This is a genomic window from Domibacillus epiphyticus, from assembly GCF_001975785.1.
Classification (GTDB): Bacteria; Bacillota; Bacilli; order Bacillales; family Domibacillaceae; genus Domibacillus; species Domibacillus epiphyticus.
The window spans coordinates 84,590-100,033 of record NZ_MSFI01000012.1 but is presented as its reverse complement, the minus strand read 5'-3'; the positions used below and the strand labels follow the sequence as shown (position 1 = coordinate 100,033).

Here is a 15,444-nt window from a genome sequence, read left to right as displayed (position 1 = left end):
GTTAATATTAATACTAGGTACTAATAACTTGTGTTAACAGGAGGAACGGAGATATGTCATTTTCACTTGAAGGAAAAACGTTTGTGGTGATGGGTGTCGCGAATAAGCGAAGCATCGCCTGGGGAATTGCCCGTTCACTTGATGCAGCAGGTGCTCGTCTCGTGTTTACATACGCGGGAGAGCGTCTGGAGAAAAATGTGCGTGATCTTGCCGCAACACTGGAAAACCAAAACGATCCGTTCATTTTATCATGCGACGTTACAGATGACGCAGCGATTGAAGTGAGCTTTGCGCAAATTAAAGAAAAAGTCGGTGTGATTCATGGTCTCGCTCATTGTATCGCATTTGCGAACAAAGAAGACCTCGATGGTGATTTCGTGGATACATCACGCGAAGGATTTATCCTCGCCCATAACATTAGCGCATACTCATTGACAGCTGTTGCAAAACACGCGAAGCCTTTAATGACAGAAGGCGGCAGCATCGTGACCCTTACATACCTTGGCGGAGAGCGTGTGATTACAAATTACAACGTCATGGGTGTGGCAAAAGCGTCGCTTGATGCAAGTGTTCGTTATTTGGCTGCGGACCTTGGCAAACATGGCATCCGCGTTAATTCGATTTCGGCTGGCCCGATTCGTACACTCGCTGCAAAAGGAATCAGTGACTTTAATGACATGCTGACTCAAATTGAAGAACGTGCACCGCTTCGCCGCACAACAACACAGGAAGAAGTGGGCGATACAGCAGTCTTCTTGTTCAGCGACATGTCGCGCGGAATTACCGGTGAAAATGTTCACGTTGACTCAGGCTATCACATTACAGGAAATTAAAGTTTTAAAAAACCGTCCATATTGGGCGGTTTTTTGCATATACTGGACAAAAAGCGGAGGTGCTAAAGGAGTGAAAAAAGAAGAAAGACCGCTCTTATATATCGGCCAGCCGGAACTTAAACGTGTTCATCCAGTCATGCAGAAAGTGGTGAAGGCGGAATCAGAAGTAATCATCAAAGAAGCAATGGACGAGAAGGAAAAAAAGAAGCCGCTTGAATCCGTTAAATTAAAGCCGTTTCGGGAAATGAATGTAAATGAAAAAGTCGTTTACTTAGCGCAGCGCCGTATTCCGGTACCGTGCCGTTTTGAATGGAAAGATGGCTCTGTGCACGGCATCATCGAACGGTTTGATGGAGAAAATGTATGGGTGCTTGATGAATCTGGAGAGAAAACGGTCCGTGTTCCCATTGCGGATATGGTGTATATTCACATTGCAGGTACATGAAAAAACCCGCCAACCCGGCGGGGTAAGGTTATCGGCAGATGTTTAAGTCAACATCCTTAATACACTGGATCGCAATGAATTCCTCTAAATCAACCGTTATACAGCTGCGGGTTTTTTTGAATTTTTTTACTTTGCATACCTTATTGAGGCTGATTCCATTGTCATTTGCAAGTTTCACTGGGTTACAATCATCATCCATAGGCTTTAATACACGCAGGCGGGCACAGCAGTCGTCAAATATATCTTCTACGCGGAAAAAGATGGATACGCACCCTTTGTCACAACGGTCATCATCATCATCATGTTCATCTGGATCAAAGAAAGCGAAAAACGGGGTTCCATTTTCAGTGGTGAGAGTAAAAACACGTGTGTCCGCATTACGGCGCCGTGGTCCGTCCAAGTCTCCAAGCGGCTCAGCAAAGCAGTCTTTGCAGTCTCTGCAGTCATCATCTTCTTTGGCTTCCTGAATGTCTCGAATCGTGCGCACTACCTCGCAAACACAGCTTTCGGTAAAATCACGCCGGTCATCATCGTCACGATGCTTTTTGCATCCCATCATGCACTCCTCCTTTAAATATTGGTACACTAATACTGTATGAATTCTGTTCGTTGTGGGCATGGACTATTGCCGCGATGTGCAGAATTTTTTTTGTCTATGGGGACATACTGATCAAAAACGGAGGTGCAGAGGATGAAAAAAATGGTACTTGTGATTTTGCTCCTGGCCGGATGTGCACCGGAACATGACGGGACAGCCATATTAGAAACAGCTGATCCGGATGCCGTTCAGCTCGATGGCAAACAGGATGGGCTGGCGGATACAATCAAAAAAGAAGCAGATTCGGTGGAGTCTATTTACGATACAGCTGTTGTCAAAGGGAAAAAAGAGCTTCTTGTCGCCTATAAAGTGCGTCATCTCGACCGTTTTAAAATGAAAAAAATTGAAAAAGATCTTACGAAACGAATCGAAAAAATAGCAGGCAAAGATGTGGAGGTTGTCGTGTCAAGCGATTATAAAATTTTCCTTGAAGCGGTCAGGCTAAAAGAGGACATGGCAGCCGGATTGAAGACGGAAGAGCAAGCCGATAAGCGTCTGTCTGAAATTATTAAATTAAAACGGGAGATGACATAAATGAAACCGGGGCTGTATAAAAAGCTCGCATCGAAATATGAACCGAAAAGACCGGTGTTAAAAAATTGCATCCGAGCTTTCTGGACAGGCGGACTCATTTGTGTGATCGGCCAGGCGGTTTCGTATTTTTTTATTTTCTTTTTTAATTTTACCGAGCAGACGGTCGGCAATCCAACCGTTGCGTTCATGGTTTTCTTGTCTATGCTGCTAACAGGATTCGGCATCTATGACAGGATCGGTCAGTTTGCCGGGGCAGGCAGTGCCGTACCGGTAACTGGATTTGGCAACGCCGTTATATCTGCAGCGATTGAACACCGCACAGAAGGCTTTGTGCTGGGTGTGGGCGGAAATATGTTTAAACTCGCAGGATCGGTCATTTTGTTTGGAGTTTTTTCAGCTTTTATTGTGGCGCTTATTAAATCTGTTTTTTAAAGGAAAGGAAGAGAAGAATGATCGCAATGTTTTTCTGGGCATTTGTTATCGGAGGGCTTATATGTGTGATCGGCCAGCTGATGATGGATATTGGCAAATTAACACCGGGACATACGTTGTCAGCCATGGTGACGGCAGGGGCAGTACTTGCCGGATTTGATTTATATGAACCGCTAATTGATTTCGCCGGTGCAGGGGCTACCATTCCGATTACGAGCTTTGGCAATTCTCTCGTGACTGGAGCAATGCAGGAGGCAGAGAAACACGGGATCGTCGGCGTGTTAACAGGAATGTTTGAGGTGACAAGTTCCGGGATATCCGCTGCGATCGTCTTCGGATTTATCGGCGCACTTTTTTTTAAGCCAAAAGGGTGAGTGGGCCCATCCCTTTTTTCTGTTTTTCCATATGATACTAGTGAAAGCAGAGAAAGGGGGAAATGAAGATGGGCTATTACGGTGGTTATTCTTGCGGTCGTCATCACGGCCATCACGGTTATGGCGGTTACGGTGGGTCGAGTACGTTTGTTCTCATCGTTGTTCTGTTCATTTTGCTTATCATTGTTGGCGCAAGCTTTTATTGATCATGATCAGCAAAAGGAGGGACAGCTATGGATAACAAATTCTTTGGAAAGATTGAGAAGAAGACCGGTGTGAGCATGAGCGATGTATTTGCGCTTGTCGATTCCCTTCAATATGCGGATTTTCGCGATGAGCGGACCGTCCGCGCTGTCATCGCACAGACTGCTGCACTGGCAGGAAAAAGAGTGCCGAAGCAGGTAGAAGACGAACTCGTCAAGACGATCATAAAAGATGGACGCAAACTCGATATTGATGCCATTACGAAAATGCTCAAATAATCCTAAGGAAAGAGTGGTTAAAAAGCCGCTCTTTTTTCAATCGAACAGGAGTATTGAATCAAATTTGGAATAAAACGTTTACATCCCGCATAAAGTGGATAAAGAATGTTAAAAAACTAAAACGAGGAGGAGTTAAAATGAGCTACATACTGCCAATACCCCAATACCAATACATAGGATACAGAGAGCGCGTGTTTAACGAAGCGGATGATGGCTATTCTAATGTTGATTCAACTTCAAAAGTAACGTTCGACAAAGTGCTGCAGGAACGCACCGAGCCGGAAATGAGTTCGGAAGAGCGCCGTAAAAAACGCGAAAATGAACATGAAGCATTTCGTGTTCATCTTGCTCAAATTAGCGGAAAAGGGTTTGAAATAGACGAACTTGGATAATGAACGAATTTCCGATAGTAAAAAAGCTTATCTCCATTGCGGTGATAAGCTTTTTTACTGTTACAAAGGTTTTGTCATCGTTTTATGTACAATTCCGGCATCTAGAAACTCTTCAGAGATGACAGTATATCCGCGTTTTTCATAAAACGGGATTGCCTGTACTTGAGCGTTCAGTTTTAATGCAGTTAGTCCTCTTATGGCAGCTGCGTGCTGTTCAATCGCTTCCATGATAATGTTTCCGGCACCTTTGCCGCGCACTTCTTTTAACACACAAATCCGTTCTACTTTCCCGTATTCCCCGACGGTGCGAAAACGGCCGGCACCGCACGGGTTATTGCTGTCATCATACAGCACGAAATGAACGGCTTCATCCTCTAATTCATCCAGTTCAAGTTCGGGAGGGACATTCTGCTCTTCGATAAAAACAGCTGTACGAACAGTAAATGCATCCTCCAGCTGTTTTTCATCCGTTGCTAACACTGCTTTCAATTTTATTATGCATCCTTTCCAAGTAAAAATGTTTCATAAACCGTCCAGGAACCGTTCTCCAGCTGATACAGCAAATGAAACCGGTCCGCAATCTCCGTTAGTCCTATCGACTCCATTTTTAAGGAACCGTATACATCGGAATGTTCATCGTCAGAGAGCTCCTGGCCGATGGTAATGTGCGGGACAAATGCATAAGGCTCTTCGCCGGGAAGGTCGTCTTTATGCATCATTTCATATAAAGAGGTCAATGTATCATTCGGATCCACTTTGAAATAAATGACGTTGTTCACTGGTTCAAATGATTTCACTTTACTGACGTGATACGAAAATGGCTGATGGACCGCCGCAATCTTGCGCAGTTTTTCAGCAATGATTTTCACATCATCGTCACCTGCATCGAACGGACTTTTCAATGTAATATGCGGTGAAACGAGTGCATAATGCGGGTCATAGCGCTTCCGGTAACCGTTTACTTTATCCTGCAAAGGTTTTGATGGAAAAATAACTACACCGTATTTCATTTCGTTCACTCTCCCTGATATTAACGTTTCTACACTAGTATAACAAAGTTCGCGAAAATAGCCCTTATCCTACCTTTGAATTTATTCAAACATGATTGACAGTGCCCTCTTCATATCCGGCTGCCAGTGCGTCCACACATGTCCGCCATCAAACTCGTCATAAAAATAATCAAATTTTTTCATAAGAAGCAGCAAATGAAGCGCCCGATTTGGCGTTAAAAAGTCGGCAGTTTCACCATTGGTCATTTTTACTTCTGTTTCACCGGTCCCAATGACATGGTATAACGACAGATGATGAGCATCATCCGCTGTCTCCACCGCATTCATGACGGTGCTGTCAACGTATGGAGAATGCATCAACACTTTCCCAAACAGGTTCGGATACTCAAGTGCCGTCATAAGTGAAACCGTCGCCGCAAGCGAATCACCGGCAAGCGCCCTCCCAAAAGAGACGTTATGTCCGGGAAACTTTTCATCCAAATAGGGAACGACTTCATGCGCCAAAAAGCGAATATACGCTTTTTGCTTGTTACCGTCTGGATGGTATTTCTCCCGGCGGTCGTTTTTATTATTGTATGGGATGCCCACGATAATCATGTTTTCAATTTCTTCCTGTTCTAACAGCTCATCCGCGACGCGTGGCAAGCGCCCCATTTGAAAATAATCTTTGCCGTCCTGGCAAATAAGAAAAGAATACGTAAACATTGGTGAAAAATCAGCCGGTACATAAATTAAAATCGGAATATCTTCATCGAGCTCTTTTGAATGAATGACGTCATCCTGTATCGTCCCGCGTTTCATCATGAAAACCCCTCCGAAAACATAGTCAAGTCAACTAATTCTACCATAAGAACGGCGTTTTCGGGCAGGAACAGCAGCCAGAATGCGGTCTATGCGAAACGTCCGAATTTCCTGCCGCTTTAAACAAAAGGCCCGGATCATACCGGGACTGACGGATTTAACTATAATGGTCCGCTCCGTAATCTCTTCATTTTTCCCTATATAAATGACTGTCACTGGTTCTTTTAACTTCATATACGTTTGCAACGAATGAAACATCCGTTCTCACCTCTTCTTTTATCATAAACGAACAAAAGTTCTTTTTCAAGCAGGGAATGACAGGGATATGGTATGATGGAAAAAACGAACGAATCGAAGAAGGTGATGATATGGGACGAATCGGAACGCTGCGAAGGGCGCCGGAAATTTTGGCGGTGTTTGCCAAGCACGGCTTTGCGGGATACATTAAGGACCTCGGATTGGCGGAGAAAATACCATTCACCAAAAGGGGAGTAAAAGAGCAAAACGTGAAAGGAGAGCACCTGCGAAGGGCGCTTGAAGAGCTCGGACCGACATTTATGAAACTCGGCCAGTTTCTTTCGACCAGAACCGATTTGCTGCCCCCATCATGGACCGGACCGCTTGCAAAACTGCAAAATAGTGCACCGGCAATGCCGTTTGAAAAGATTAAAACCATTGTGGAAGCTGAAGCGGGACAGCCGCTTGATAACTGGCTCATATACATGGAAGAAATCCCTCTCGGTGCCGCTTCTATCGGGCAGGTGCACCGGGCTGCGCTCAAAGATGGAACGGAAGTCGCCATTAAAATCCGCCGCCCCGGCATCGAGCCCGTCATCCGCAATGATGTCTCCATTTTGCGGCAGCTCGCGAGCCTGGCGGAACGCAATTCGGAACTGGCCAGACAATTCAGCTTAAAAGCGGTCATCGACGATTTCGCTCTCGCGCTCGGGAGAGAAATGAACTACCGGATGGAAGCGTTAGAGGCAGCGGGTGTACGGAAAGCAATGAAAGAAAAGCGCATATACGCCCCGAAAATCTATCCGGAATGGACGACCGAGCAAATGCTGGTCATGGAATATGTCAACGGCAAACCACTTCGCGGGGACATCATTGCAGAAATGAAGCGGGAAGAGCGGCAGCACCTGGCGCGGGCATTATCCGAAACCATTCTCCGGCAAGTGTTTATCGACGGTGTCTTTCATGCCGATCCGCATCCGGGCAACCTGCTGTTATTACAGGACGGCCGTCTCGGGCTCATTGACTTCGGAAATACAGGACATTTATCGGATGACATGAAACATTTGCTGTCGGACTGCTTATTTGCACTAGCCGACCGTGATGCCGCCGCGCTTTCCATGCTTGTCCTGGAGATGGGGTCCAGAAAACCGGTCGACCGCCGAATCCTGCAGCGCGACATCAGCCGCTGGATGGCGGGTTATATGGACGTGGAACTTGCCGACGTGAAAATGGGCTCCATGCTCCAGGAGCTCTTCAGCGTCGCCGGCAGCCACAGCATCACCATCCCAAAAGACTTTGTGCAGGTGGGACAAGCGTTTTTAAAAGTTGAACAGACCGTTATCGCACTCGATCCCGCATCCAGTCTTTCCGGCATGGTGCGCGACATGGCACACGAAGTGCTACTGGGCCGAATCCATCCGAAAGAACTCATACGCGAATCACGATCATTCGTCCGTTTACTGAAAATGGCGGCCAACAAGCTGCCAGGCGTGTTAAACGAAACGTTAACCGAATGGGAAGGCGGCCAGCCGAAGCTGAAAATGCACATTACCGCCGATGAGAACATTATGAGGCGAATCGAGCGGATGGCCTCCATGATCGTCCTGAGCGTCATGATGCTTGCCTTCAGCATCGTCATGGCCGGCATATTCGTCTCCATGCGAAACCAGTCGCCGCTCACCGGAACGAATGCCTATCATATCGGCATGCTGACCGCCCTGATCATGACCATTATCTTTCTCGTCGTCATCTCCCTCATGTGGCGCAAAATAAAATAAAAAGCATTGACACCTTACTGGCATTTTCCTATAATAGAACTTGTCAGTAATTCGATTCCTTAGCTCAGCTGGGAGAGCGCTACCTTGACAGGGTAGAGGTCGCTGGTTCGAACCCAGTAGGAATCATAGGGTGCCAAACCCACGGAAACCCTTATGGAACAAGGGTTTCGACGGAAAAGATCACTTCTTCGGAGGTGGTCTTTTTTTAATGTGAATTTGGCTTTGGGGACGAATTGGGGACGAAACCTTTAAATGCTATCTTTTTTAGGTGAAAAAAGATCATTTAATTTATCCGCGGCTTCTTGATCAGCTGAACGTAAAGCATGGCCATACGTATCCATTGTGATGCGAATATCAGCATGCCCAAGCCGTTCGGAAATAATCTTTGCATGAACGCCCTGATTGATTAGCAGGGTAGCGGACGTGTGTCGAAGATCGTGCAGGCGAATATAACGCACGCCTGCGCGGGTCGTAAATCGTTTCCACCAGGTTGTTGGTGTAGTGGGATAAAAGTGTTTGCCGTTCTCGTTGCAAAAAACATATTCGTGCTCTGTCTCAATCCACAATTCACCCATTTTCATTTTTTCTTTCCGCCAGTATAACTGATATCTTTTTAATTCAAGTAGAACAGATGAGGGAAGAGAAATTAAACGTTTGGATGTTTCAGATTTCGGCTCTTTTAAAACTGGACGCCCTTTTTCACCGCGACTGATGACTTGCTCAATATGGATGGTGCTTTTATCAAAATCGATGTGTTTCCATTCTAAACCAAGAAGTTCGCCTCTTCGTAATCCAGCAGCTAGAGCCAGTGTGATAAATACCCGCCAATATATCGGCTCGCCTTGAGCTGCTGCGAAAAGAACTGCGATTTCTTTTTCATCATATACAACTACTTTTTTCTTTGAACGGTCTTTTGGGCGTTTCACAGACGCAACTGGATTCTCTTTGAGTATTTTCCAGTCTTCAGCTCGTTGAAAAACATTCCGTAGGACACGATAGATATATTCATTAGTAGAGATTGAAAGGCCCTTATCATCCCCGTCAGCCCGTTTCAATCCATCCAGAAAATTGACTACATGAATGGGTTTCACTTGGTCAAGGCGCATATGGCCAAAGGCAGGGAGAATGTGATTCTTTAGATAGGACCGATACGTATCCAGTGTTTGTTCTCCGAGTTCTTTTTTCGCGTACTTCTTTTCCCATTCTTCAGCAAATGCCGAGACAGTTAATTTTTCAGGGGCAATATATTCGCCCGATTCTATCTCTGTTTTAAATTTGTACAGTTCAGCATTGAGAAAATCATTTAATTTCCGCGTTTTTTTCAAAAGGTCCGGATCAACACGAATGGTTTTTGAACGCTTTTTTCTTTTTCCGTTATTATCATATCCGGCTTCGACAACCAGCCGAAAAGAATTTCCACCGCGCTTTTCAATACTTGCCATTGTCGTCACTCCTTTATCATCATCATTAGCCTTATTTTTGTATTTAACAACCGTATTTGAAATACAAATTTCCTTCCCTAACATCCAAGAAAGGGTTACAACAATACAAATTGTATTTTCTTTTTACCTTTCTGATAAAGTTCTCTTATAAGCATGTTTGTCCCTAGAATATATGTTCTTTTTTGTGTATAAAAATAGCCCCATTTCATAGGCGGGAGGGGAAATTAGAGCGCTGTCCGTATAGAAATCCTGCTTTCTGTATCCACCAACGTTCTAGACGTTCTTCCGCGAAAGCGTATTCGACACCAAAAGTAAGAGCTACTTCCGCGATGGCTTCCAGCTCATTATCTGGCAGCTCTATTTCGTCAAGCATAAATGTTGGAATGCAAAAGTACAGTGCAAAACTATTAGCCTGCCATTCTTGCAATTGAACGAAAGGGAAGGGCAGCTCTGTTTGATTGCCTGAGTGTCTTAATAGATGACAAACCTCATGAGCAAATTCCTGCCACTGTTCTTCTTTATGTAAGTTTTCATTAAGCCTAATCATCATAATGCCATCAAGTTCAGCGCACTTGCTTTTCTTATGACTATATCCCACCTCTATATTGAGCCTCCTGGCAATTAGCTCTATATCTAGCTGTTCTGGAGAAGTAATCGAAATTTTTGTGTATAAATTCTCAATAAAGTCTTCAAGGTGGGATTTCACATAGGTCATAAGGGACGCCTTCTTTCCAATTTACAATTATGGGAACATACGTTTTAATCAGTATATAACAAAACATACCATAGAGAAAAGAGGTAAGCGTGAAAATTGTCGCAAAAAGAAAAAAACCTGTCTCGAAAAGAGACAGGTTGGAGAAGAAAAAAATTTTTTTATTTATCGTTCGCAAGCCCAGCCATCTTTATCCCGGTCGTGTTTCGCATCATAAGCCGGATGCCCTTTTTTCACGCCGTTTGGGTACTTTTTGCGCAGTTCTGTACAGTTTTTAAATGTTTCTTTCTTTGGTGCAGCTGGCTTAGGTGCCGGTTTCGGTGCTGGAGCTGGTTTTGGCTTTGGAGCAGGTGCCGGCTTTTTAATTGGTGCACAACCACCATTAATAGCACTAGTACTTGACCAAATGCCGACTTTTGCTTTCTTTGCTTTATTCTCGTCAACCTGCAACTGTTCTAAGTATTGTGTATTAGGTGGATAAACAGCAATGCGGGCATACCCATTCTGTAGCAATAGTCGGTTGAACATTGTTTCATTTACATAAACGTAAGCGAGAATCCGGCCATACTTATCACGAGTTTGTACACCCAATTCGATACTGACTTTTTTCTTCTTATCTAACAAATACTTTTTCGTGTAAGCGGTGGCTTCTGGACCGAATAGCTGCACGCACTTATTTGGATCCTTTGTTTCGGGTGTGTCGATCAGGATCAAACGCACCGTCTCTTTACGACCTTTGTATGTTACTTTAATAGTATCGCCATCTACAACTTCATTGACGGTAACTTTAGTTGCTGTTTTAGGCAGAGCAGCTTCGGCAGTTTGCGTTGAATCAGTTGTAAGTTCCGGCGTAAATGATCCAGCAAGCAGCGAGAAGGACAGAAGGGACGCGGCAAAAGGCTTAAATAATTTTTTCTTTAGCATAATTTTCTCCTTTTTTCTTAATTTATTGATAATTGCAATATTGTTTTAGCTACACGTTGCATTTGGTCTTTATCAAATATTTCGTCGAACTCCAGGCGGCGCTTCCCATATTGAATATATAAGCCTTTTTCGACCAATCCATCCTTGAACCACTTTACGTCATGAATAGTCTGGTATCGAAACTTATCGACCGTTGCCAAGTTTTTTGCGACAAACCACACTCTTTTGTCCGTAACAAATAAGTAGCCCGGAAATTCTTTTGTTTTGGTTTTATCAAATTCACACTGCAAGAAAGTGATGCCATGTTCGTTAGACTCAAATATACGATCTTTGACCGACTGAAAGAAGGCGTTGTTTTTGTCTATAGCACGATACTCATACTCACTATATTTGTGTATGTCTGGTGCAACAAAGTGAGAGAGGAGGGCTAAGGTTTCTTCATGCTGCTTTTGTGCTTTTTCTCTTGCAATTCGCTCTTTTTCAGCTTGTTTTGCCTCTTGAATTTTCTTTTTTTCTTCTAGTTGGAGCTGAGCTTTTTTCTTATTCTCTAGTTTTAATGTCTCTTTCTGGGTACGAAACTCAGTCACTTTCTGTTTAACTGCTTCTGGGTCCTTCCCTTTAGAAAGAAATTTAATAAAGACGTCCTCAACTTTATAACAAATTCGACGATAAACCCTCATAAATTTACCCCCTTAGCTGATGGTTTTCTTCGCTACATAGAAACGACGTGCTAGCCATGCAAGACCAGCAAATCCAACACCGGCAGCTGTTTGTGTGTTATCTTCACGATTTTGTTCTAAGCCTTTTTCATAATAATGTTTGAAAATGACTTCTGCATGCTTATATTCTTCTGGAACGGTATATTCTTCGCCGCTGTCTCCTAATTCAAAACCAGCCTGCTGGATTTCTTCGACTTCCTGATTAGATTCAAACCCTTCTTTATACCACGCAGCATATTGTTGGTTTTCAATCGCTGGTTTCTGATAAGTAAGAGTGGTAAAGGCAGCATTGTATCCTTGCTGTACATATTTGTCTTTGAATTCAGCCAGCCCTTTTTGAAAGCCTTCTTCATAGGCTTGATGATAGCTTTCTTTCATATTATCTAGGGTTTGCTGCATATCTTTCAGTCCATCTTGATATCCCATTTCAGAGTACTTAGCAATAGCAGCTTCATCACGTTTCTTAACAGCTTGGTTAAATGCAGAAGTAAATGTTTCTTTTAAAACAGCTGTTTTAGCATATTTGTCTGGTATAGAAAGAGTGTCTGTTTTCTGGCCAAGCACAGAGCCTTCTTTTTGGGCAGTTATTTTCTCGGATTCTAATTTTTTTTCTGCTTCAGCATATCCTTTTTCATATCCTGTGGTATAGCCCTCGTTGTAAGCAGCAGAACCTGAACCCTGAGCGTTTTTGGATGCCGCAGCATACCCGTCTTCATATCCAGCTTCGTAACCTTCGTCCTCACCGTTTGCGCGATCAGCAGCTTCTTGTTGTGCGGCAATTTCTGCTGGAGAAGGTTCATTGGATGGGGCAGGAGTACTTGTACTGCTTGAGCTGTCACTGCTACCTCCTCCACCACCAGAACTGCTTCCGCCGCCTCCATGGTAGTGATATTCTCCTTGACCTAATCCCCATTTTGCGCAGTTTGTGTGGCACGTATGGCCGCCCTGCCCATCTGTATTTCCTGGATGAGCAAACGTTGTAGAAGCTATGCTAAACGCTAAAATAGGGGCTAAAAGAGCAATTTTTTTATTCATTTTCTCAACTCCCATTTTAATGATTTATTTTTAAAATAATTGTACTGAGTCTATTTTCCTCCATTATTATGGTTATTCCTACTATTTTCGATCGACAAAATACGACGAAAAATGTCATATCAATTAATTTTTGCTAAATATATAATTAACTTATGGATTTTCGTCTGTTTTTACTTAAAAGTTCTGAAAAATTAACGCAGAGACCGTTAAGTAAACATTTAAATTAATAAAAGGGTACATAAAAAGTAGGAACAATTGTTGGATACTTGAAAAAGCAAGGTCTTTTAAGAGTTCGAATTTTAAGGACATATTGATAATTAATTATTTTTAAAGAAAAGATGTGTTCAAATCATTAATTGAGTTAAAGTTTATAAAACGCCTATAAACAATTTTGAGAGGAGGCAAGAGGATATGGAAATTAACTATTTATCAGAAATGAACGCTTATTTTGACGAAATATTATATGGCAATCATCAAAAATTTACTACAAAACGAATTCAGGCTACAAACCAGCTAAAGTCATATATTGTCGAAAATCATTTAGATTCTGGAAAATCGACTCAATCTTACGATGAAAAAGTTATAGAGTTTTTTAATAAAATAAATAGTGGGTTAAAGTATGACTTTAAGATTCGCCAATCAAAGGATGAACATCTTTTTATAAATAGTTCAAGCGAAGGAACAGTTTACATTGATACTTCCCAAAAACGTTTTTGGAAAATACATTCGGTCGCTAAAGCAGAAGTTAGCGATTACTTTCATAGAATTTTAACAAAGAAAAAAAACTTTGATCAAATATGGCTGCCTATTCCTTTTTTACTTGGTCTGCCTAAATTTGGAGAAATGTATGGGATAGGGATTTCTTTCACAGAAGAACTCAAAGATGATGAGTTTGAATCTTTATATCCTGATAATAGTGATAACTTAAGCATGAATATCCGTCGATTGTATGTAAAAGAATTACTAAAGTTGATGAAAAATTCTTCTATGAAGGAAGTTATGGGTGTTAATAAAATTAGTATTTTAGATCCTTCTAGTGAAGAAAATGAAAGTTACATTATTGACGATATAACTTTTTTTGGGAAAGTAACAGCGCGAGGCACCTCCTATTCTAAACATAGTCATATTTTAGAATCGATATTATATAACTACAAAAAAAATATTTCAAATATAGAAGACGAATATGCTTTGCATTTTGATCCTGGAACATCTGCAATCGAAGGCTACCCCATAGAAGTAGTTCTCAAAAGGGGAGAAATCAACATTCAAAAGCTGGTTTCCGTATTGTTTTCCGGAAACAAACCTTTTTCACTCTGGGGCATTCCACAATGGAAGAGTGAAAATTATTGTCAAATATCAGCGGTGGATCTTCATAATGGTAACTATGGGAAAATGATTGATTTTGAAGTTTTTCCAAGCCTTATTAGAGCCTATCTGCCACAAGGAACGTGTGGAAATTCAATTTCAAGGCTTCTTACCAATATACATCAATCTATAGATGCTACGGCCGTGATTAAAGGGAGGGAAGCTAGTGACTTCTTTAAAATCTTATAGCGAATTAGATATGCTAAACATTTTAATTACAATGTGTTTTGCTGAAAAGCTCCCAAATTCAGATAACATTTTTCACCAAGAAGGGTATAGAATTATCTCAATAGATCGTACTATACAAACTAGCTCAGGATCTATTAAATATGATTTAGTACTTTCATCTGTTTCAAAGAATGTTACATTGTGTTTTGAATTGAAAGGCTTTAAAGCTTCTAATTTATCTAATGACCAACTTGATAGATATAAAGGGCTGGCAACTGATGAATATATTGGTCTCGCCGGCATTTCTTCACCAAACTCTATGAACCATGAGTTACAAACAATCATTGGTATTAATATTGAGAATGCAATCAGAGTAGAGAATTATCAAATTAAAGAAGGTTATTCGTTCCCGATATTAAACTTTGGTTCAAAATCGATAAGTTTATCTTTTCGCTCTCTGAAAGATACTCAATTAGATGAAAGACTGCTTAAAAGTTTATCTATGCAAGAGAAACATCCAGTGTTTATTTATTTCGATAAAGAATCTTCTTTAAGTGATTTAGCATATAGAATTATCCCGAAAGTTTTTTCTTATGCCAAAGTAGATGAGTTAACATTTACGGTTGATCAAATAATTGATGACGTATATTGTTCGGTGAAGGAGTTACATAGAATTATTGGTCCGGATGTAAAGAAAGCAGTTATAAATAAAATCAAGCAGCTATTGAAGAAAATGTCTCAGGAAGAATATAAAGACTTTTTATCGTGGGACTCAAAACAACAGCGTTGGAATATATTGAAAATTAATTCTGAATCACATCATGTGACAGATATGGCATATCAAAGAGCAGCTGGCACCTTTATTGAGAGGTTAAAAAGTGGAGCTCCATTTACTATAGATAAGGTTGTGCCAGAAGGACAGCTCTCAATTTTCGATTTTGAAGAAGATATCGAGCATTCACTTTAATAAAAAATTTTACGATCCAAAAAGGAAAAAAGAACATACGAGATACTTTTCATATATTCTTTCGGAGTCTAGACAAAGCCGCTTTTCAAATTTTCTATTTGAGGCAGCTTTGTTTTTTATTTGGTTGAGTATGCCTTCTCTGGCTAGTCATGGAGACGTCCACGATCAGATTCAAATGGCTTATTCATAAGGTTCG

At 41.9% G+C, this 15,444-nt stretch carries 21 protein-coding genes and 1 tRNA gene; 12 read left to right on the top strand and 10 right to left on the bottom strand.

Features of this window, described 5'->3' with window-relative positions:
• The first annotated feature begins 53 nt into the window (after nucleotides 1-53).
• Together fabI and BTO28_RS08865 are read left to right on the top strand one after the other, a co-directional pair.
• Entirely contained in the window at nucleotides 54-833 is a 780-nt protein-coding gene (gene fabI, locus BTO28_RS08870; RefSeq protein WP_076765381.1) for an enoyl-ACP reductase FabI, read from the top strand.
• Nucleotides 834-903: 70 nt separating this feature from the next.
• A complete protein-coding gene (locus BTO28_RS08865) occupies nucleotides 904-1,278 on the top strand; it encodes a hypothetical protein (RefSeq protein ID WP_144289473.1) in 375 nt (124 codons plus the stop codon).
• Between the two features lie 28 nt (nucleotides 1,279-1,306).
• Here the strand turns inward: BTO28_RS08865 and BTO28_RS08860 are convergent, their stop codons facing one another.
• Entirely contained in the window at nucleotides 1,307-1,834 is a 528-nt protein-coding gene (locus tag BTO28_RS08860) for a CotY/CotZ family spore coat protein (RefSeq protein WP_076765377.1), read from the bottom strand.
• 135 nt (nucleotides 1,835-1,969) lie between these two features.
• Here BTO28_RS08860 and BTO28_RS08855 point away from each other — a divergent pair, with 135 nt between their 5' ends.
• From BTO28_RS08855 to BTO28_RS08830, 6 genes are all read left to right on the top strand, one after another.
• Nucleotides 1,970-2,410: a YhcN/YlaJ family sporulation lipoprotein gene (locus BTO28_RS08855; protein WP_076765375.1), complete on the top strand. Its 441-nt coding sequence runs from the start codon at nucleotides 1,970-1,972 to the stop codon at nucleotides 2,408-2,410.
• A complete protein-coding gene (gene spoVAC, locus BTO28_RS08850; RefSeq protein WP_076765373.1) occupies nucleotides 2,411-2,842 on the top strand; it encodes a stage V sporulation protein AC in 432 nt (143 codons plus the stop codon).
• Nucleotides 2,843-2,859: 17 nt separating this feature from the next.
• On the top strand, nucleotides 2,860-3,216 hold the full coding sequence (gene spoVAE / locus BTO28_RS08845) for a stage V sporulation protein AE (protein WP_076765371.1): 357 nt from the start codon (nucleotides 2,860-2,862) through the stop codon (nucleotides 3,214-3,216).
• Between the two features lie 68 nt (nucleotides 3,217-3,284).
• Nucleotides 3,285-3,422: a YjcZ family sporulation protein gene (locus BTO28_RS08840; RefSeq protein WP_076765370.1), complete on the top strand. Its 138-nt coding sequence runs from the start codon at nucleotides 3,285-3,287 to the stop codon at nucleotides 3,420-3,422.
• A gap of 27 nt (nucleotides 3,423-3,449) precedes the next feature.
• Nucleotides 3,450-3,698, top strand: a complete 249-nt coding sequence (locus BTO28_RS08835; protein ID WP_076765367.1) for a stage VI sporulation protein F — start codon at nucleotides 3,450-3,452, stop codon at nucleotides 3,696-3,698.
• A gap of 137 nt (nucleotides 3,699-3,835) precedes the next feature.
• Nucleotides 3,836-4,090, top strand: a complete 255-nt coding sequence (locus BTO28_RS08830) for a hypothetical protein (RefSeq protein WP_076765365.1) — start codon at nucleotides 3,836-3,838, stop codon at nucleotides 4,088-4,090.
• 60 nt (nucleotides 4,091-4,150) lie between these two features.
• Here the strand turns inward: BTO28_RS08830 and BTO28_RS08825 are convergent, their stop codons facing one another.
• The 4 genes from BTO28_RS08825 to BTO28_RS08810 form a co-directional block, all read right to left on the bottom strand.
• Nucleotides 4,151-4,579 carry a GNAT family N-acetyltransferase gene (locus BTO28_RS08825; protein WP_076765363.1) on the bottom strand — a complete coding sequence of 143 codons (429 nt, stop codon included), beginning with the start codon at nucleotides 4,577-4,579 and terminating at the stop codon, nucleotides 4,151-4,153.
• A 5-nt stretch (nucleotides 4,580-4,584) separates the two neighbouring features.
• Nucleotides 4,585-5,100: a YjcG family protein gene (locus tag BTO28_RS08820; RefSeq protein WP_076765361.1), complete on the bottom strand. Its 516-nt coding sequence runs from the start codon at nucleotides 5,098-5,100 to the stop codon at nucleotides 4,585-4,587.
• Between the two features lie 81 nt (nucleotides 5,101-5,181).
• Nucleotides 5,182-5,904, bottom strand: a complete 723-nt coding sequence (locus BTO28_RS08815; protein ID WP_076765359.1) for an alpha/beta hydrolase — start codon at nucleotides 5,902-5,904, stop codon at nucleotides 5,182-5,184.
• A gap of 27 nt (nucleotides 5,905-5,931) precedes the next feature.
• The gene (locus tag BTO28_RS08810) at nucleotides 5,932-6,159 is read right to left on the bottom strand and encodes a WYL domain-containing protein (RefSeq protein ID WP_076765357.1); all 228 of its coding nucleotides are present in this window, start codon (nucleotides 6,157-6,159) and stop codon (nucleotides 5,932-5,934) included.
• Nucleotides 6,160-6,269: 110 nt separating this feature from the next.
• On the opposite strand from BTO28_RS08810, the gene BTO28_RS08805 reads away from it, so the two are divergent.
• Together BTO28_RS08805 and BTO28_RS08800 are read left to right on the top strand one after the other, a co-directional pair.
• Nucleotides 6,270-7,916 carry an ABC1 kinase family protein gene (locus BTO28_RS08805; protein WP_158068807.1) on the top strand — a complete coding sequence of 549 codons (1,647 nt, stop codon included), beginning with the start codon at nucleotides 6,270-6,272 and terminating at the stop codon, nucleotides 7,914-7,916.
• Nucleotides 7,917-7,969: 53 nt separating this feature from the next.
• Nucleotides 7,970-8,042, top strand: a tRNA-Val gene (locus tag BTO28_RS08800).
• Between the two features lie 122 nt (nucleotides 8,043-8,164).
• Here BTO28_RS08800 and BTO28_RS08795 read toward each other — a convergent pair.
• From BTO28_RS08795 to BTO28_RS08775, 5 genes are all read right to left on the bottom strand, one after another.
• Nucleotides 8,165-9,358: a tyrosine-type recombinase/integrase gene (locus tag BTO28_RS08795; protein ID WP_076765353.1), complete on the bottom strand. Its 1,194-nt coding sequence runs from the start codon at nucleotides 9,356-9,358 to the stop codon at nucleotides 8,165-8,167.
• Between the two features lie 205 nt (nucleotides 9,359-9,563).
• The gene (locus BTO28_RS08790) at nucleotides 9,564-10,073 is read right to left on the bottom strand and encodes an ImmA/IrrE family metallo-endopeptidase (RefSeq protein ID WP_076765351.1); all 510 of its coding nucleotides are present in this window, start codon (nucleotides 10,071-10,073) and stop codon (nucleotides 9,564-9,566) included.
• 162 nt (nucleotides 10,074-10,235) lie between these two features.
• On the bottom strand, nucleotides 10,236-10,994 hold the full coding sequence (locus BTO28_RS08785; protein ID WP_076765349.1) for a thermonuclease family protein: 759 nt from the start codon (nucleotides 10,992-10,994) through the stop codon (nucleotides 10,236-10,238).
• Nucleotides 10,995-11,011: 17 nt separating this feature from the next.
• On the bottom strand, nucleotides 11,012-11,674 hold the full coding sequence (locus BTO28_RS08780) for a PH domain-containing protein (protein WP_076765347.1): 663 nt from the start codon (nucleotides 11,672-11,674) through the stop codon (nucleotides 11,012-11,014).
• Between the two features lie 12 nt (nucleotides 11,675-11,686).
• Nucleotides 11,687-12,748: a YHYH domain-containing protein gene (locus BTO28_RS08775; protein ID WP_076765345.1), complete on the bottom strand. Its 1,062-nt coding sequence runs from the start codon at nucleotides 12,746-12,748 to the stop codon at nucleotides 11,687-11,689.
• Nucleotides 12,749-13,159: 411 nt separating this feature from the next.
• On the opposite strand from BTO28_RS08775, the gene BTO28_RS08770 reads away from it, so the two are divergent.
• A complete protein-coding gene (locus BTO28_RS08770) occupies nucleotides 13,160-14,302 on the top strand; it encodes a hypothetical protein (RefSeq protein ID WP_076765343.1) in 1,143 nt (380 codons plus the stop codon).
• Complete coding sequence (locus BTO28_RS08765) at nucleotides 14,280-15,248, top strand: hypothetical protein (RefSeq protein ID WP_076765341.1); 969 nt, start codon at nucleotides 14,280-14,282, stop codon at nucleotides 15,246-15,248. Before BTO28_RS08770 ends, BTO28_RS08765 begins: the two co-directional genes overlap by 23 nt.
• Nucleotides 15,249-15,444 lie beyond the last annotated feature (196 nt).